This window comes from Methylosinus sp. KRF6, from assembly GCF_018887255.1.
GTDB classification, from domain to species: Bacteria; Pseudomonadota; Alphaproteobacteria; order Rhizobiales; family Beijerinckiaceae; genus Methylosinus; species Methylosinus sporium.
The window spans coordinates 992,927-1,011,471 of record NZ_JAHLJF010000001.1; the positions used below are offsets into that span (position 1 = coordinate 992,927).

13 protein-coding genes and 1 pseudogene are annotated in these 18,545 nt (G+C 63.4%); 6 read left to right on the top strand and 8 right to left on the bottom strand.

What is annotated here, in order from left to right; translation table 11 throughout:
* Positions 1-214: recombinase family protein (locus KP010_RS04765; protein WP_216280500.1), on the bottom strand; the 214-nt coding region annotated here is incomplete at its 3' end.
* A 205-nt stretch (positions 215-419) separates the two neighbouring features.
* Positions 420-872: a hypothetical protein gene (locus KP010_RS04770; protein ID WP_216280501.1), complete on the bottom strand. Its 453-nt coding sequence runs from the start codon at positions 870-872 to the stop codon at positions 420-422.
* A 275-nt stretch (positions 873-1,147) separates the two neighbouring features.
* Here KP010_RS04770 and KP010_RS04775 point away from each other — a divergent pair, with 275 nt between their 5' ends.
* Positions 1,148-1,369, top strand: a complete 222-nt coding sequence (locus KP010_RS04775) for a helix-turn-helix domain-containing protein (protein WP_161914156.1) — start codon at positions 1,148-1,150, stop codon at positions 1,367-1,369.
* A gap of 436 nt (positions 1,370-1,805) precedes the next feature.
* Here the strand turns inward: KP010_RS04775 and KP010_RS04780 are convergent, their stop codons facing one another.
* Together KP010_RS04780 and KP010_RS04785 are read right to left on the bottom strand one after the other, a co-directional pair.
* On the bottom strand, positions 1,806-3,695 hold the full coding sequence (locus tag KP010_RS04780) for a DUF3363 domain-containing protein (RefSeq protein WP_371824189.1): 1,890 nt from the start codon (positions 3,693-3,695) through the stop codon (positions 1,806-1,808).
* An 856-nt stretch (positions 3,696-4,551) separates the two neighbouring features.
* Positions 4,552-4,947 carry a transposase gene (locus KP010_RS04785; protein WP_256448883.1) on the bottom strand — a complete coding sequence of 132 codons (396 nt, stop codon included), beginning with the start codon at positions 4,945-4,947 and terminating at the stop codon, positions 4,552-4,554.
* Between the two features lie 71 nt (positions 4,948-5,018).
* On the opposite strand from KP010_RS04785, the gene KP010_RS04790 reads away from it, so the two are divergent.
* The 3 genes and pseudogenes from KP010_RS04790 to KP010_RS23215 all read left to right on the top strand — a co-directional run bounded on the left by KP010_RS04790 (position 5,019) and on the right by KP010_RS23215 (position 13,622).
* Positions 5,019-5,825, top strand: a complete 807-nt coding sequence (locus KP010_RS04790) for a hypothetical protein (RefSeq protein WP_216280503.1) — start codon at positions 5,019-5,021, stop codon at positions 5,823-5,825.
* Between the two features lie 2,579 nt (positions 5,826-8,404).
* Positions 8,405-8,614 (top strand): annotated as a pseudogene (locus tag KP010_RS22635) (calcium-binding protein); the annotation flags it as partial.
* Positions 8,615-9,029: 415 nt separating this feature from the next.
* Positions 9,030-13,622 (top strand): S8 family serine peptidase, encoded by a 4,593-nt coding sequence (locus KP010_RS23215; RefSeq protein ID WP_371824190.1) that lies wholly within the window; start codon positions 9,030-9,032, stop codon positions 13,620-13,622.
* 257 nt (positions 13,623-13,879) lie between these two features.
* Here KP010_RS23215 and KP010_RS04820 read toward each other — a convergent pair whose 3' ends face one another.
* From KP010_RS04820 to KP010_RS04830, 3 genes are read right to left on the bottom strand one after another with little or no spacing between them, the layout of a single operon-like run.
* Complete coding sequence (locus tag KP010_RS04820) at positions 13,880-14,137, bottom strand: hypothetical protein (RefSeq protein WP_142863462.1); 258 nt, start codon at positions 14,135-14,137, stop codon at positions 13,880-13,882.
* Positions 14,134-14,532, bottom strand: a complete 399-nt coding sequence (locus KP010_RS04825; RefSeq protein ID WP_142863463.1) for a 6-carboxytetrahydropterin synthase — start codon at positions 14,530-14,532, stop codon at positions 14,134-14,136. Before KP010_RS04825 ends, KP010_RS04820 begins: the two co-directional genes overlap by 4 nt.
* Before the next feature lie 12 nt (positions 14,533-14,544).
* Complete coding sequence (locus KP010_RS04830; RefSeq protein WP_185966527.1) at positions 14,545-15,549, bottom strand: zinc-binding alcohol dehydrogenase; 1,005 nt, start codon at positions 15,547-15,549, stop codon at positions 14,545-14,547.
* 106 nt (positions 15,550-15,655) lie between these two features.
* Between KP010_RS04830 and mdoH the strand changes: the two genes are divergently transcribed.
* Positions 15,656-17,449 carry a glucans biosynthesis glucosyltransferase MdoH gene (gene mdoH / locus KP010_RS04835; protein ID WP_216280505.1) on the top strand — a complete coding sequence of 598 codons (1,794 nt, stop codon included), beginning with the start codon at positions 15,656-15,658 and terminating at the stop codon, positions 17,447-17,449.
* Between the two features lie 16 nt (positions 17,450-17,465).
* Positions 17,466-17,789: a hypothetical protein gene (locus KP010_RS04840; RefSeq protein WP_142863465.1), complete on the top strand. Its 324-nt coding sequence runs from the start codon at positions 17,466-17,468 to the stop codon at positions 17,787-17,789.
* Here KP010_RS04840 and KP010_RS04845 read toward each other — a convergent pair.
* Positions 17,768-18,256: a cupin domain-containing protein gene (locus tag KP010_RS04845; RefSeq protein ID WP_142863466.1), complete on the bottom strand. Its 489-nt coding sequence runs from the start codon at positions 18,254-18,256 to the stop codon at positions 17,768-17,770. The two genes, KP010_RS04840 and KP010_RS04845, sit on opposite strands and share 22 nt — an antisense overlap.
* Positions 18,257-18,545 lie beyond the last annotated feature (289 nt).

Below are 18,545 nucleotides of genomic sequence, written 5' to 3' on the forward strand. Positions count from 1 at the left end.
TCTCCTGGCAGAGCCGGCTGACCTGGCTCTTCGAGACGCCAGAGCCGCCCATGGCGGAAGCGCCGGGCTCGACATATTCGGCGACGATGCGCCAACTATGGCGTGCGCAATAGGCGCTCGTCTGCGCGTGCTGGTCGGGGATGGAGAGGTCGACCTCCGCCTGCCGCGTCGTCGAAACCCGGAGGTAGAGCGCAGCGCGGGCGCCATCGGGCATGGGAAAACTCCCGTCATCATCAAATTCGTGGCGCGAGTCCGATCAATCGGCCGAGTCTATTCCCGAGATTCGCAGGCGTCACCGGAATTTCGGCTGCGCCAGCGACAATCGCCCCGGATCGTCCCGCAATGAGAAGCAAAACGAGCCGCGGAGACCGCGGCTCGAAAATTGTGAGATCGACAATCTCGCCGTCATACGGCCCGCTTCAAAACTTCGGAAACGAATCGAGGCGACCGATACGGACCAAGTCGGTCAGCGCCGAACGGGCCTGCGGCCAGGGAAATTCGGGGCAGTTCTCGCACCATTCGCCCTCGCGGAGCACAGCGTGGAGCTTGGCCGCGACGCCTTCGACGGTCGACGCCGGCGTGGCCGCCAGCGCATCGGCGAGATCTCTCGCCATATCCGCGGCTCGCTCTTCGTCTTTTTTCGCTTCGGAGTAGCCGACGGCCAAATCTGCGGCAGCCCAACGCGTACGATAGATTTCTTCCTCGATGGCGCAGCCTGCCTCGACGCCTTCGGCATCGTCGACGCCGTCTGACGCGCGGATCATCTGCATCAATCGGGTTTCCAAGCTCTGCTGCTTCTGGCAGAGAGCGTCGGTGATTTCCTGGGCGGTCTTCCATTGCGTCCACAGGGACGTTGCCGGGTCGACGACCATCGTGTGAGACGAGTCGACGCTCGCAATGCCCTTGAATGGCGCCGGTGCGACGGCGCCGACGCTCGCAACCAACAAAGTCCTTCGGGTGAAAGCAGACGCACTCGTGATAGTCTCGGGGTCAGCCATGATCCGAGCTCCTCATAAGCCGGGTTGTGGTCAGGCCGGGCGAGGTGTTAGCTCCATCCCGCTCGGCCGCTCTCTGGTCAGAGATGGGTCCATCATAACCCGAACGACTCGCCGATCAACAAAATTCGCCATAATATAGCGATTCCTGCATGACGCCCGTCCAATGCCGAATGGCCCGAGCCGCTCTGAATCTCGGCGTCATCGAACTCGCCGATTTGGCGGAAGTTTCCACCAACACCGTGACTCGTTTCGAGCGTGGCGAGCAGGTCAAGCCGTCGACGATTGACCGTATGCGCGCCGCTCTCGAGCAGGCCGGCGTCGAATTCATTCCCGAGAACGGCGGCGGCGCCGGCGTGCGGCTGAAGAAATAGCGGGAATGCCATCGGCCGGGCACAATAGGACAACCGTTTCGTTTCCTTCCCCTTCATCGAAGTGGCCAGAATCGTTGGTCGAATAGGTCGCCGAGCCATGCCTCGATTACATCGACCTCGGCGCGCGTGACCGGGACATCTTCGGGCCAATCGTCGGTGACGGTCCACGCTTCGAGGTCTCGTTGCGCCTCTCGATCGACGTTCGACCGGGCGTGAATCCGCGTCGACGCGACGCGGCGATCGGTGCCGACGCAACGAGGATCGAGAGGATTTGCACGCGCTCGTGACATCCCGGCAGGATCGCGCGCTCGGTCTCAAACAAGAATGGCCTAATTTTGCGACGCGACGCGCTTTCCTACGCATTACCATCGGAGAGAGCCCGACCTTTTGCATTTGCTCGGGTGCCGGCCGGGCCTCCACGGGGCTTGAGTTTTTATCATAGCCCCAGCCCGCGTTTCCGGCCGAGGTCCCACTCGATGCCGCCGCCGGCACGGTGAACGCCGCTGAGATATTGGCCAATGCGCTTTTCGAGAACGGGCTGCCAAGGCACGAGCTGGAAGCCGAGGCTGTCCTCCTCGATCATCGCGAAGCGCCCGCTGGCGAGATTCGCGACGCCTGCCATCCGCCCCGACACATATTCGCCTGGCCCGCTCGGCGAATACGTCAGCCCGCGCTCGGCCGCCATCTGCCGGCCGACCCGCTCCACCTCCCGCCGCTCCAACGTAGCGATGGCGCCGCGAGAGATGGAGATGGATTTTCCATTGTCTGTGGCGAGACCTATTTCCACCAACCGTTCTCCGCGCCGGTGGAGCGCAATCTTCACGTCCCGACCGAAGCCTGCTTCTACTAACGAAGTCTGCTTATCGGCGACGAGTTCGCGGTCGAGCCATGTCGCTCCGTCGCTCGCGATCTGCCGTTCGAGGTCGAAGGTCGAGAGCGTGCGCACGCGAAGTCCGTCGCCGCCCTGAGCGAGGTCATAGGCTCGGCCGCGCTCGACGATATCCTTCGGCACGCGCCAGTGATCCGCGTCGACGCGCTCGACATGCCCGGCCCGGCGCAGCGCCTCCAGCCGGCGGACATGGAAGCGGACGAATGCGTCCGGGTCCTTGCCCTGCCGCTCGAAGCTCTCGCGGATGCGTTCGAGATGAGCGCTCGGCCGGTAAACGCCGTCGTCCTCTGCGACGATGGCGATGTTGCGATCGGCAGGCCTCGGACCGGAAACGGCGGGCGCGGCTTCGACGATCATGCCTCGTCCAACCTCCTCGATACGAATCGGATCGGCGAACTCCGTGTGATGGACTCGTCCGTCGACGCCGTCGACGACGAGATAGACTCGCTCACTCATCTCGTCGCCGGCCAGCCCTTTGGCCAGCACTCGGCCGACGATCGGCTCCTTTCCGGTCTCCCCGTCGCAAACATATTGCGCGACGCCGCGCTCATCCGCCAGACCGTGACCGGCCAGCGCCCGGCGGATGGTCACGATCGCTTCGTTGCGAACGCCGAATTCCTTCAGCATCTGCTCCGCACGGTCGGAAATCGCCCACCGCCCCGTCTCGAGTTCCGTGGCGAAGCCGTAGCGTTCCAGAAGCCGCGCGCGGCCGAGCAGCAGCGCCCGGTTCTCTCGGACAAGATAGGAGGCGCCTTCCCCGGGCCTGAGATCAATGACGCCTTGTTCGCGCTGCTCGGCGAGCAGCATCTTGTCGAGCCGCGTCAGCTGCTCCGCCGCAACATCGTTCGCGAGCTTCGTCTGAAGCTCGATGTCGCTCTGATGGCCAAGTTCCAGCGTGACGAGCTCGCTCGCCCGTTGACGAACGCCATGAGCGATATAGTCGCCGGCGATATTGAGGATGCAGCCGTCGTCGAGCACGCCCCGGACGATGATGTGGGTGTGGGGATGGCCGGTGTTGTGATGGTCGACGGCGATCCAGTCGAGGCCCGTGTCGAGGTCCTTCTCCACCTGCCGCATGAGGTCGCGGGTGAAGCTCCGCAGGTCGGCCATGTCGCCGGCATCCTCCGGCGCGACGATGAAACGGAACTGATGACGGTCGTCGCGTCCGCGCTCGACAAAGGCGCGGCCGTCTGCCTCGTTCTCGATCGCCGAATAGGCGTGGCCCTTCTCGCCGTCGCGGGTGACGCCATCGCGTTCGAGATAGCGCAGGTGAGCGTCGACGGCCTTGCTCGCGGCGCCGCGCATTTTTGGACCGCGCGTTCCGCGTTGCGGGTTGAGCTTCACGACCCGCGCCTTGACGACGACGCGACGCGCTCGGAACAGCCCCGCGGAGTCGCGCCGCCAGCCGCCGCCGTCTCTCGGCAGCGACGCCGCCACCTTCGCGCCTCGTCCCCGCGCGTTGAACCGGCCGCTTCCTTCCCCTTTCCGGCCGACTGCGTCCGCAGAGCCTCGGCCGATCCGGTTGGGATTGCCGCCAGCCTTTCTGACAGCGATCTCGACTTGCCGAACGAAGGGCAGCGAGCGCGGACGGACGCTCCTTCCGCCAGCTCGGGATCGGCCGGGTCGAATGTGGAAATCGTCTCTGTCGTCGCTCACCATTCCAAGACGATCGGCGTCAAAATCGGCCTGTGCAATGGCTCTCGGGCGCCGATCGCAATGGAGCGCAAAAATACCGGCTGTGGCGTAGAAGCGGCGGGGCCTGCCACGTCACACCTCGCGAGCGCTGGCGTCTATCACGCTGCAAATACGAACGAATTCGATTCTACCGGAAACCGCCGTACATCGCGCGGCGCCATGCCTGCGCATTTGTGTGCTGCAAAAACCAATGTGCAGACAACTCGTTACGAGCGACGCGAGGCGCGAACGTCAGTTCGCTTTATCTTGCCGTCTTAATCGGGCCGTCTTAATCGGGCCGTCTTAATCGGGCGTCGTCGTGTTGTCTTCTTCGCCACGTGTGTCTCCGTCTTGGGATCGTTCTATGCAGTCCTTCGTGCTCGGTCCCGCGTGCCGGGCGGGCGCACATTTTTGCGTCGGGATCGCGGGGCCACAAGCATTCATGCGCGCTGCCCGCCTCCGAGGAGGCGTCGTCGTCGACAAGATATCGTGCTTTCCGCATCCGCTTCGATCCACCAGCTTCTCTCCCGCCGAATGGCGGAACTCGTGTCGGCGCCGCGCCGTCAATTCGTCTTCGTGTCGTCGTTCCCGCGCGCTTCGATCGACTCCGACGGCGCGCTCACGACGCGATCGCCAGCGTCCTCTTCGCTCCGCTTTTCGGCGCGCCCGAGGACTCCTCCTGCGCCGAGAAGCGGAACGCGCTGCCGTCGATCCACATCCGATGCATGATGACGGCGAGCTTGCGCGCCACAGCCACGACGGCGCGCTCGTGGCCGCGCTTCGCCGCGATCTTGACACCCAACGCCTTCACGGCGCACCATTTCTTGGAGCGCACGAGCATGGCGCTGGCCGCTTCGTAGAGCGCCGTGCGCACTTCGCCGTCGCCGCATTTGGAGATGTGGCCGTCGATATCGATCGTATCGCCGCTCTGAATGCGGCGTGATGTCAGTCCGAAAGGCGCGCCGACGGTCTTCGATTTGGCGAAGCGGCTCGGCGCCTCGACCAAGGCAAGCATAGCGCTTCCGGCGTGGTCAATGGTGTGCGTTTCTCTTTGAGTTATATCTCCAACTTTGATAATATCGTCTCGTGGTCGATCTCAACGGCGACGGGATCACGCTCTCCGATTGGGTCTCGAACACCGTCCTCTTCAACGTCCTCGGCGACGGCAGGCTGCATCAGATCGGATGGGCCGTCGGCGGCGACGGCATTCTCGCGCTCGATCTCAATGGCAATGGCGTCATCGACAATATAACCGAGACGATTTCCGCGCAGTTCGACTGGGGGGGTTCCTATAATGACAGCCTCGACGCGCTCGCCTCGCTCGTGCAGCCCGGCGCCGGCGTCTTCTCGCGCGCGACATCGGACATCAATTGGCGGACCGGCAATTCCTATTTCGACGATCTGCGCGTCTGGGTCGACGCCAATGAGGACGGCGTCACCGACCCCGGTGAATTGAAGACGCTCGACGAGCTCGGAATAACGTCGATCTCCCTGCAAGGAACCGGCAATCAGGGCGAGACGATCGCCGACAATGACATTGTGAACCGGACGAGCTTCACGCGGGCCAACGGGGCGACCGGCGAGGTGGCGAGCGTCGACTTCGAGGTCAATAGCGCCGGAGCGACGCTGACGCAGCTTCCCGGCGCGACGGTCGTTCGCGCCTATGGAGCCGAGACGGTCACGAGCTATGTCGTGACCGACAACGCCGGCCATTCGATCGACGTGTCGAATTTCACGCTGGCCGACGGAACGCATCCCGACGGCTTCTATTCGACGACGGGCGATGACGTCTTCTTCGCCGATCCGGACGATACGCGCTCCTATTGGCTCGGTGGCGGAACCGGATCGCTGACGCTGTTCGGCGGCAACGATAGCTCGATTCTTTACGCGTGAAGCGGAAGCCGATTACTCGAGCTTGACGGGCACTCGATCGTAATGTAATTTCTTAACATATACTATCCCGACCCTCTGGATTGGCAGCTCAGCAGGCATTTTTAAATGGATCATATTGCTTCCTCGAAGGCTCGGATCAACACTGTCCTGGTTCGCATTCGCACAGGCGCGGTGCGGGTTCTTTGTCCGTCGATAGCCAAAACGCGGGTGGCGTTGTTGTGCCTCTGCCTCGTCTCCTACACCGAGGGCTCTCACGCCGAAGACGATGTCGATTATAAAATGGATGTGTATAGGAATCCGACCTCTGATCATCATCCTGAGTTCGACTTGGTCATATTTCGTATAGCCGCTTGGTGTTCTGTCCGACGACAGAATCCAAAACATCGCCTGCAAACGTGCTCGGAGGCCCTTCGGGACAAGATCCTGCAGCTTTCTGAACATTATGAGCTGGAATCGTTTCTACGCAATAACAGGTTCGAGTGCAAAAACGATACAAAGAAGCCTCGCGTATTTTGTCGGCGTGACTTCGTTATCATAGATAGACCCGCCTTTTTGTTCCAAACACCTATCCAGGAAGTTCATGATTTCTATCAAATTACGGTTCGGTTTCCTCGAAATAGCGAGTTGCCTGTTCGCCAGTCGCAAATCGAAGTCTCCTTCGACGAAGTCCGCCGTAGTTTCCCCCTCGATTGATGGAGTTCGCCATGTCAGAGAATTGGACGGTCAGCGTCGCGCAGCTTCCGATTCTTGGAGGCGCCACGCATCTGATCATTCTGGTCCGGGACGCCAACGGAGCCATCAGATACGAAATCGATGGGGGGCCTTGGAACGCCACGAAGGATGATTTGGCGAGTGCCGATAACGATAGCGGCGCCTATTTGCCGGGCGCCAGAGATTTAGGCGCACGAGTATACAACGACACAACTAAATTTTATGGACCCAGCTTGGCCGAAACTGTGCTTCAATATGGTTCGAGGGAGCAGATCGAGGCTGAGGTTGCGGCGGCGAGAAGCGCGGCCGACCAAATAAACGCTCTGGGGCTGCCGTACTGGCTGGTGGGTTGGTGGGGAGCGCAAAACAGTAATTCCGTGGCGAGCACCATATTGAAAGTCATGGGTATTCCTCTTGCCGGTAACACAATTATCGCGATGAGCGCTCCCGGCTTCGATCAAACCCTTCTCACCAATGAGCAGATGAACCAAGACAGGCAACAGGCGGGTTTGCCGCCAATGGAGTATCAACTTCAGAATTACGATCCCGGCGTCCCCGACAACTCCCTTTTAAATGTCCAAGGGATCAATTGGTCGAACGGCGCGCCGCAGCAGAAGTCTCCCGTATTCACCGCGCCGGAACTCTACGCGCCCGGCGGCCTTGGGATTGTCGCCGGCTCCGGCGCTTTCACCGCCTATTCTCCGGTCATCAATACCGACGGCCTCATTTCGGTGGCGCAAAGCTATATCATTCCCGGCAATGTCAATCCCGCCCGCCAGACGAAGCAGGCGAAGGCGAATGACGTGACCAAACGCCTCGACGTTCTGAAGGACTGCTTCGTCGGGCCGGGGGGCGCTATATGTGCTATGACGAAAGCGCAAGGGACAAAGCTCAGCAACATCGACCCTCTCGTGCTCGATCTCAACGGCGACGGGATCACGCTCTCCGACTGGGTCTCGAACACCGTCCTCTTCGACATCCTCGGCGACGGCAGGCTGCATCAGATCGGATGGGCCGTCGGCGGCGACGGCATTCTCGCGCTCGATCTCAATGGCAATGGCGTCATCGACAATATAACCGAGACGATTTCCGCGCAGTTCGACTGGGGGGGTTCCTATAATGACAGCCTCGACGCGCTCGCCTCGCTCGTGCAGCCCGGCGCCGGCGTCTTCTCGCGCGCGACATCGGACATCAATTGGCGGACCGGCAATTCCTATTTCGACGATCTGCGCGTCTGGGTCGACGCCAATGAGGACGGCGTCACCGACCCCGGTGAATTGAAGACGCTCGACGAGCTCGGAATAACGTCGATCTCCCTGCAAGGAACCGGCAATCAGGGCGAGACGATCGCCGACAATGACATTGTGAACCGGACGAGCTTCACGCGGGCCAACGGGGCGACCGGCGAGGTGGCGAGCGTCGACTTCGAGGTCAATAGCGCCGGAGCGACGCTGACGCAGCTTCCCGGCGCGACGGTCGTTCGCGCCTATGGAGCCGAGACGGTCACGAGCTATGTCGTGACCGACAACGCCGGCCATTCGATCGACGTGTCGAATTTCACGCTGGCCGACGGAACGCATCCCGACGGCTTCTATTCGACGACGGGCGATGACGTCTTCTTCGCCGATCCGGACGATACGCGCTCCTATTGGCTCGGTGGCGGAACCGGATCGCTGACGCTGTTCGGCGGGGCCGGCGACGATCTTCTGTTCATCAACGCCGCGACCGCGCAGGCCAATATAGACGGCGGCGGCGGCTTCGATATCGTCAAGGTCAATGACACGCTCGGCGTGACGCTCGACCTCGCCGCCGCGCATGTGGAGGAGGCGATCGGCGACGATGGCGACGACGTGTTCAACGCCTCGGGGATGTCCTCCAACGCCTTCCTCGACGGCGCCGGGGGCAATGACATTCTGATCGGCGGCATCGCCGACGACGCCATCACCGGCAATACGGGCGATGATTACATCGACGGCGGCGCCGGAAACGACGTGCTGCGCGGCGGCGACGGCAGCGATCTCATCTTCGGCAATGAGGGCGACGACATTGTCTATGGCGAGGGCGGCGACGACATTCTGGTGGGCGGCGCAGTGTCTGGACCGGACGGCGCCAATATGCTCGAGGGCGATGAAGGCGACGATTTTCTGATCGGAACCGGCGGCTATTCGGTCGCGAGCTATCGGGGCTCGTTCGCCGATTACACCGTCACGCAGAATGAGGACTGGACCTTCACCGTCGCCGACCGCCATGCGGATCGCGACGGAACCGACACGCTGAAAGACATTTCGACGCTGAATTTCGCCGACATCACCAATGTGGCGCTCGATCCCAGCCTGTCGACCTACGGGCTGACGCTGCCCGCCAATGATCGAATCGATGTTTCGAGCATCGGGCCATATGTGATTTCCGCGGGCGTTGTGCTCGCCAATGACAAGAATATGGCCGGGCGCTCACTGTCGATCCGGCAATTGCTCGACGTGAACCAATCCGATCGTGCGCGGCGCGATCGGCGCGGCGATCGGCGGGACGGTGGCGCTCAGCACGGACGGGGCGACGATCACCTTCACGCCCGAGACCGGCTTCACCGGCGTGATGAAGTTCAAATATCTGGTGCAGGACAGCACGGGGCAGACGGGCCTCTATGCGCAGCAAGCCGGCACGTCCAATATGGCCGAAATGGCGGGAACGGTTTTTCTCGACACGCCCGACCATCCGACCGACGAAATGTTCGACGCGCAATGGTATCTGCCGGAAATCAATGTGCTGCCGATATGGGAGGACTATACGGGCGCTGGCGTCAGCATTGCGGTCTTCGACGCTTCGGGCAATGTCGATCTGACACATCCGGATCTCGCGACGAACGCCGGCAATTCGTTCAAGATCGACGGCTCTCCCGGAGTCGACCAATACGGCATGCATGCGACCCTCGTCGCCGGCGTCATCGGCGCGGAACGCAATGGTGAGGGCGTGGTCGGCGTGGCCTATGACGCGACCATCAGCTCCGTGGCGATCCCGACAGACTTCGTCGATCCAGACTATATAGATCTGACGCGCTGGCGGAATTACGACGTCGTCAACAATAGTTGGACGATGAACCCGGCCTTCGTCGATAATTTCCTGACCAATCCCTATTACGAAAACGCCTATGATTCCGCGGTCAGATACGGAAGAGGCGGCAAAGGAACTGTTCTGGTCTTCGCTGCCGGCAATGACCGGGGCGCCCGCAATACCAACGACCTCAATGAGACGAACTCTCTCTACGGCATAACGGTCGCCGGCATCAATGCGAAGACCGACCTTTCGACATTGACCGTCGCGCCGCAACCGTTCAGCACACAGGGCGAGACCATCCTGGTTTCGGCGCCCGGCTCCAACATCGCCTCCACCAGCGAAATTCTGACGAGCTCGACGGGCACGGTCTTTGGCAGCGACTATGCGACGGCCGAAGGAACCTCCTTCGCGACGCCGATCGTTTCCGGCGTCGCGGCGCTGATGCTCGAGGCCAATCCGAACCTCGGCTATCGCGACGTGCAGGACATACTCGCCTATTCCGCGCGCAAGGTGAGTGATCCGGCGACGAGCTGGCAGATCAACCTCGCGACGAATTGGAACGGCGGCGGTCTGCATTACAGCCGCGACTATGGGTTCGGCGAGGTCGATGCGCGCGCCGCGGTGCGTCTCGCCGAGACCTGGCAGGGCCAGAAGACCGCGAACAATATTCTCGGCCGCGACGCCGTCAGCCAGACCGGAACTTTCGGAAATGGAGCGCATCTCGTCGAAGATTACGGGCTTTTCTACCTTTGGGGCTCATACGTCTTGTTGCCCATCGGAGCCCATGTCGAATATAGCAGCTCGTTCACGGCGTCTTATGTGACGCCGGCCTCCGACGTGACGACCGAGCACGTCATGATCTATGTCGATCTCGATGTCGACGTCTATCCAATCGAGAGCCTCGAAGTGATCTATGAGCCGCTCGTCGCGAGCGGCGCGAGCTTCGACTATAATGGAACCCCTTATTCCGCGACGAATTATACCTATGACGATAGCCGGCGATCGATATTGCTGGACGGCGAACAATTGGTTTCCGGCCAATCTAGCTTCTCCACTGGCGCGGACGGGCACAGGCATCTCAATTTCGCATTCGGTTCGGCGAAATATCGCGGCGAGGATTGGAACGGCGACGAACAATGGGTGTTGCGGGTGTTCAGCAATGGTCAGGAAGTAGCGCCCTCCACGAATTGGAGAATAAGAGCATTTGGCGCGAGCGACGCCGCGCCGCGTCAGTGGATATTCACCGACGAGCTTTCCAGCGGCTCATGGATCACCCCGCAAACATCGAGCGATAGTTTCAATGCTTCGGCGGCGACCGGCAATAACATCATCGACCTGCGCGGCGGCTCGACAGATTCGACGATCAATGGATGGAACGTCGCCGTCAACGGCGATCTCGCGAAGGGATTCGGCGGGGACGGCAATGACGTTCTGATCGCCAATGCGTTTGGAGACGAGCTCGATGGAGGCCGGGGGAACGATCAGTTCTTCGGCGGCGTGGGCAATGACACACTGGACGGCGGCCAAGGCAATGACATCCTGACTGGCGGCGGCGGCTACGACACTTATGAATTCGACGCGAAGGGCGGCCAGGACGTCATCGTCAACGGCGTCGCCACGAATGCCGGGCCGAGCGGCGAGCTCGCTATGGGCGGTGGCGTTTCTCTATTCGACCTCCGGTTCATGCGATCCGGCAATGATCTCGTCATCACCGTGATCGGCGCCGAGAGTCGAGTCGCTGTCCGCGACTGGTTCGCCGGTGCATATGCGCAGCTTACGAAACTCACCTTCTCCGACGGGTCGCAAATTGGAGCATCCGCGATCGCCGCCCTCGCCACGCTCGCCGATGCGCCGAGCGGCGTGATCGAGAACGCCGGCAACATCGCTCTCGTGGCGGCAGGCAATAATTACGGGCTCTACGGCAAGGACGGCTCGGGGAATCCGACGACGGGGCCGCTTCTGCGATATCAGGGCGGCGCCGTGACTGCGGGCCAGTTCTCGGGGTGGTCGCCGGTAGCCGCGGCGCAAACGGCGAGCGGTTATGTGGCGGCGCTCCGGAGTGCGGACGCCGCGTCGTATTCGATCTGGAGCGTCGACGCCGGCGGCAATTACGTCACCAGTGTGGGCATCGAGAAGAACGACCCTCGTCTGTGGTCGTATGAGACGCAGTTCAATTTCGATCTCGGCGGCGACGGCAAGATCGGCGCGCCGCTTTCGCCGAGCGGCGTGATCGAGAACGCCGGCAATGTCGCTCTCGTGGCGGTGGGCGGTTATTACGGGCTCTACGGCATGGACGGCGCGGGGAATCCGACGCGGGGGCCGCTCTTGCGATATCAGGGCGCCGACGTGACTGAGGGCCAGTTCTCCGGGTGGTCTCCGGCAGCCGCGGAAAAAACGGCGAGCGGTTATGTGGCGGCGTTCCGAAGTGCGGACAGCACGTCGTTTTCGATCTGGAACGTCGACGCCGACGGCAATCATCTTTCGCATGTGGGCGTCGATGAAAGCGATCCCGGTCTGTGGTCGTATGAGACGCAGTTCGATTTCGACCTCGACGGCGACGGCAAGGTCGGCGCGCCGGTTTCGCCGAGCGGCGTGATCGAAAACACCGGCAATGTCGCCCTCGTGACGCTCAGCGGCTATTATTGGCTCTATGGCAGGGACGGCGCCGGGAATCCGACGACGGGGCCGGTCCTGCGATATCAGGGCCCCGGCGTGACGCCGGGCCAGTTCCCCGGATGGTCGCTGGTCGCCGCGGAGCAAACCGCGAGCGGCTATGTGACGGCGTTCCAGAGCGTGGATCTCACATTGTTTTCGATCTGGAGCGTCGCCGCCGACGACAATTATGTTTCCCATGTGGGCGTCGCAGGGAACGACCCGGGTCTGTGGTCATATGAGACGCAGCTCAGTTTCGACCTCGACGGCGACAGCAAGATCGGCGCGCCGATTTCGCCGAGCGGCGTGATCGAAAACGCCGGCAATGTCGCTCTCGTGACGGTGAGCGGCTATTACTGGTTCTACGGCAGGGATGGCGCTGGGAATCCGACGACGGGACCTGTCCTGCGGTATCAGGGCGCGGGCGTGACGCCGGGCCAGTTCTCCGGGTGGTCGCTGGCGGCCGCGGAACAAACGGCGAGCGGTTATTTGGCAGCGTTCCGGAATGCGGATCTCACGTCGTTTTCGATCTGGAGCGTCGACGCCGGCGGCAATTATGTTTCCAATGTGGGCGTCGAGGCGAACGACCCGGGTCTGTGGTCGTATGAGACGCAGCTCGGTTTCGACCTCGACGGCGACGGCAAGATCGGCGCTCCGGTTTCCCCGAGCGGCGTGGTCGAAAACACCGGCAATGTCGCCCTCGTGACGGTCGGCGGTTATTACTGGCTCTACGGCAGGGACGGCGCCGGGACTCCGACGACGGGGCCGGTCCTGCGGTATCAGGGCGCGGGCGTGACGCCGGGCCAGTTCCCCGGGTGGTCGCTGGTCGGCGCGGAGGCGACGGCGAACGGCTACGAAGTCGCCCTGCAGTCGACGGAAAAACAGTTCCTGATATGGAACGTCGACAAGAGCGGCAATTACCGATCCAGCGCGGAATTGGGCGGCGCGCGCGATAATGCGGACGGGAGCGGCGGCCTGTTCCTGCAAGGCGATGACCTGACCATAACGCTTTCTCCGACACAATCGACCGTGACTACGGCGGCCGGAAACGCATTTACATTCGGCGGGCATGGGTCCGAATCGATCACGGCCTTCGGTTTGACCGACGAGACATTCGTCTTTACGCCCGGAGCGGGCCAGGACATTCTCTACGGCTTTGTGGCCGGCGGCGGGACAGGACACGACACGCTGCAGTTCGAAGCCTCGGCTTTCGGCGCCGGCCTGACCGCAGCCGATCAAAACGCCGATTGGCAGGCATTGTTGGCGCATACGGCGGACAACGCCGCCGGCTCCGCGGTGATCACAGATGTGTTCGGCGACAGCATCATCCTCAGCGGCCTTTCAAAGGCGTCGCTGACCGCGAGCGATGTGCGATTCGTTTGACGGCTTCGACGATTTCCGGCGCGGATCGGGGCGAGACGTCCATGGGAATTTGACGGAACCGCTCGGCGGGGCGCAACGCGCTCGCGTCGTTTCATCCTATGCTTTCCTTGCAGCGCTCGGCCGCCTCTCCGCCGCCGGCTTCCATGCGCCGAGCCCGCCGCGCCTCTGGAGGCGGCGCGATAGGCACCGGATACTCGGGGCCTGGATCGAGCGGGCTCGGCCTACTTTTTATAGCATGATTTCAATCGTATAAGCGTTCACATCTTTGTCCCGACCGGCGCGCCATAGGCGAGTCCGTCGATGAGCGCGACGTCGTCGACGGTGAGCTCTCGCTCGAAAATCTCGGCGACGGCGGCCTCCTCCGCCGCTGTCGGATGCGGAAAACCGCCCGGCAGCGCGAGATGGACGGCCGCGACGCCTCGGCGCGCAAACTCCGCCAGCAGGCGGCGGTCATAGCCATAGCCGCCGGTTCTGGCTCGCAAATCTCCGGGAATGGCGAAGACGATTCGCCTCACACGGGCCCCTCGAACCAGGCGCGGGCGACATGGGATTCGTGCAAGGTCACGCGAATGCGCGAAATCCCCTCGCCGCCCGGCCCCAGCGCGCCCGAGCGAGCGGCGGCGGCCATGGCGTCGAAAATATGCCGCGAGAGAAATTCGGTCGTCGTCTGCCGGCCCTCGAACTGCTCGATCTCGTCGAGATTCTGATAGTTCAGCGGCGCCAGCGTCGCCTTCAGCGCGTCATGGGCGCGGCCTATGTCGACGACTACTTCGTCGGCGGTCAGCGTCTCGCGGAAAAAGGCGACGTCGACGACGAAAGTCGCGCCGTGCAGACGCTGCGCCGGGCCGAACAGCTCGCCCTTGAAACTATGGGCGATCATAATGTGGTCGCGGACTTCGACTGCGTACATTTTCTTCTCCGTTCAATAGCGAAACAAGGTCGCGAGGCCGCTCGCCCCGGGCGCGAGGACACGCGCGATCTCGCGCGGCGCGTCGGCGAAGGCGATTTCCTCGGCGATGAGCGCGTCGAGGCGCGGATCGGCGAGCAGCTCCAGCGCTTTGTCGAGTCGGCGGGCATAGGTCCAGCGCGGCCGCCGCGACGGCGCGACCTGCCCCACTTGCGAGGAAATGAGCCGCAGCCGGTTGGCGTGAAAAGCGCCGCCGAGCGGCGCCGCCACCTGACCCTCGCCGTACCAGCTCAATTCGATGATCGTCGCTTCCAGTCCGGCCGCGGCGAGCGACAGCGCCAGCCCCTCCGGCGAGGCGCTGGCGTGGAACACGACATCGGCCCCCTGCCCCTCCAGCGCCTCGGCGCCGACGAATCGCGCGCCCAGACTCTCCAAAATCTGCGCGCGGGACGTCTCGCGATCATACGCCAGAACCTCGGCGCCCGGCAGGCGCGCAGCCAGAGCGGCGACGAGCATCCCCACGACCCCGGCGCCGATGACGACGATGCGGTCGCCGGGCCCCGCGCCCGAATCCCACAGAGCGTTCAACGCCGTCTCCATATTGGCGGCCAGCGTGGCGCGCCGCGCCGGCGTCGCCTCGGGAACCGGCCGCAACATGGCGATGGGCGCGATGAAACGGTCCTGATGGGGATAGAGGCAGAAGACGATGCGGCCCAAAAGCTCGGCCGGCCCCGCCGCCACGCGACCGACGGCGCAATAGCCATATTTCACCGGGAAGGAGAAAGCGCCCTCCTGAAACGGCGCGCGCATCCGCTCCCATTCCGAACGCGGCGTTCGCCCTTCGAAGACGAGCCGCTCGGTGCCGCGGCTGACGGCGCTCCACAGCGTTTCGACCAGCGCCTCGTCCTGCCCCGGCGGCGCCAGCGGAACGGCGCGAAGGCGCGCCTCGCGCGGCGCCTCGATCCACAGAGCGCGGGCATTATTCCCACCATTTAGATAGGATTTTTGTGAATCGCCCAATTTACAAACCTCATGCTGCGCCGCTATTGCTAGAGCACGGCGGCCCGACGCGCCAGCCGATTTTCCATCCGATTTTCCTGCGCTCGCATAGGAAACGACGACGAGAATGTCCGCCGCCGCCCCCGCCGGCCTTCAGAGCCGCGCCCAACTCTTCCGACGCCGCCTGATCGTCGCCGCGATCAACGCCGCCGTCTATGTCGCTCTGCTGATCTGGCTCGCCGATATTCTCGGACAAGGCGGCTGGAGCCTCATCGAGGCGGCGCTCTTCCTCGCCTTCGCCATCGCCGCGCCGTGGAGCGTGCTCGGCGTCTGCAACGCGGCGCTCGGCTTCTGGCTGCTGCATTTTCGTCTGCATCCGCTCGACAGCGTCGCGCCTTTCGCCCGCGCCGGGGAGACGCGGCGCCGGCTCCGCACGCGCGCCGCGATCACGCTGACGATCCGCAATGAGGACGCAGCGCGCGCCCTGACGCGCCTCGCCGCCATGAAGGCCGATCTCGACGCGACCGGCGAAGGCGCGCGCTTCGATTGGTTCGTGCTGAGCGACACCACCGATGCGCGCATCGCCGCGCAGGAGGAGACCGAATTCGCCCGCTGGCGCGACAGGGAAGACGCCGACGCGCCGAAGCTGCATTATCGCCGGCGCGCCGACAATATCGGCTACAAGGCCGGCAATATCCGCGACTTTTGCGAGCGCTTCGGCGGCGCTTACGAATTCATGATCCCGCTCGACGCCGACAGCCTCATGGACGGCGCGACGATTTTGCGGCTCATGCGGATCGGCGAGGCCTATCCGCGCATCGGAATCATTCAGAGCCTCGTCGTCGGCGCGCCGTCGCGCTCGGCCTTCGCGCGCATCTTTCAATTCGGGATGCGCGCCGGAATGCGGACCTATACGATGGGCGCGGCCTGGTGGGGCGCCGATTGCGGCCCATTCTGGGGCCATAATGCGCTGGTGCGCATCGCGCCTTTCACAGCCTATTGCGCCCTGCCGCGCCTCTCCGGCGGAGGCCATATTCTCTCGCACGACCAGATCGAGGCGGCGCTGATGCGGCGCGCCGGCTATGAGGTGCGCGTGCTGCCGGCGGAGAGCGGCAGCTATGAGGAAAATCCGCCGACGCTGCTCGAATTCCTGCGCCGCGATCTGCGCTGGTGCCGGGGCAATATGCAATATATCGAGCTGCTCGCTCTGCCCGGGCTCCTGCCGATGAGCCGCTTTCAGCTCGTCTGGGCGATCGCCATGTTCATCGGCGCGCCGGCCTGGACGGCGATCATTCTGCTCGGCGCGCTGCTGCCGCTCGTTCAGGACGTCTCGAATTTTCCTTCGCAGTCGGCGGCGACGCTCTATCTTCTCTTTCTCCTGCTCTATCTCGCGCCCAAGCTCGCCGGCTACGCCGATATAGCGCTGACGCCGGGCGGCGCGCGACGCTACGGCGGCGCGGCCCTCCTGACGCTCGGCGCAGGGCTGGAGATCGCCGCCTCCTTCGTCATCGGCACGGTCACGAGCTTCAGCGTCGCTCTGCTGCTGGCGCGCATGATTCTGCGCGGCGGCTCGGCCGACTGGGACGCGCAAACACGCGACGCGCATGGTCTGGACGCAGGAGAGACGGCGCGCGCGCTGCGCCCTGCTTTCCTGTTCGGCGCGCTGGTCCTCACGCTCGCCGCCGTTTCGGCGCCGGCGCTGGCGCTCTGGTCGGCGCCCTCGACCTTCGGATATATCGTCGCAATTCCCTTTGCGCTGGCCAGCGCTTCGCCTAATCTCGGAGCTTGGTTCGCCCGCATGGGACTCTGCGGCGTCCCGGAAGAATTCGCGCCTCCCGCGATCTTCGGCCGGCTGCAGCGCCGACCCGAGCGAAAAGAGGAGGCGGAAGCGGTTGCGACGCCCGCGGCGTTCGATCGCTAATTCTGCATGAGGGCCGATGGAAGCAGACGCTCGAGCAAAAGACGAAGCGCTCAGAAAAGAGCTCCGCGCCTCGCTGCGCGTGCTGCGCTCGAAGGGCGCGGACGGCCGGCCTCTGCCCCCGCGCATCGCGCCACGCCTCGTCGTCGTGGCGCCGCAGCGGGCGGCAGACGAACCTCTGCCCGCGGCGCTCCGCATTCTCGTATCGGCCGCGCTCGCCGCCATTCTGCTATTGGGCGTCTCGGCGCTTTCCGACGCCGCGGCGCACGCTATGAATGCGATGGAGCGACGCTCCATCGCCTCGCTGGACACCAGCCGCTCTCACTTCGGCTTCGGCCAATAGCCCTGCGGAGCGCCCGGCGCCCCCACTTGCGTCGTCTCCACCGGCCCTTCGCCGGAGATCTGAATGACGACCTCCTCCTCGCCCGCGCCATCCCAATGCACGCCGCCGGCCGGATGCAGCACATAGGAGCCCGCCGTCACCGGCCGCGCCTTTTTGAAATCCAGTTCCTCGCCGACGCCGTTCCACCATGTGCCCTTCACCACCACGGCGTAACGATCGCGCGAATGGAAGTGCGGGTTGGAATGATGGCCGGGCGGAAAACGCACGCGCACCACATAGAGGCCGGGCTTGGACGGATCGCCGGCAAGCACCGCCTGGGCGGGTCCGAGGCCGAGCGGGCTCTTGAACGGGACCTCGTCGGCGGGCGTATAGACGAAACTCTTTTCCGGCTCGGCGCCGATGCGGGAAGACTGGGCGATGAGCGTCGCCGCTGCAGCGCCCGCCAGGAGAAATCTGAGCTTGCTCATAGTCTGCTCTGTCGACGCCGTAGGAAATCGCATAGCGCGGCCGCGCCTCGCCGCCCAAGGCTGGAGCATAATCACTAAAATCTATAAGATAAATGTTATTTTATCCGCGGAAGACGCGCTTTCCGGCGCCGCAATGCGCTCGCCTCGCTGCGACGCCGAGACCCAGTCGCCGGACGGATTTGGCGCGCTTTCGCGACTGCGGCCGTTTCCTGGCGCTATTGCGAAACCCTGTCGCAAACTCTAGTGTCGGCGCCGGTTCGACACCGGGCGCCCATGAATGGCGGATGCG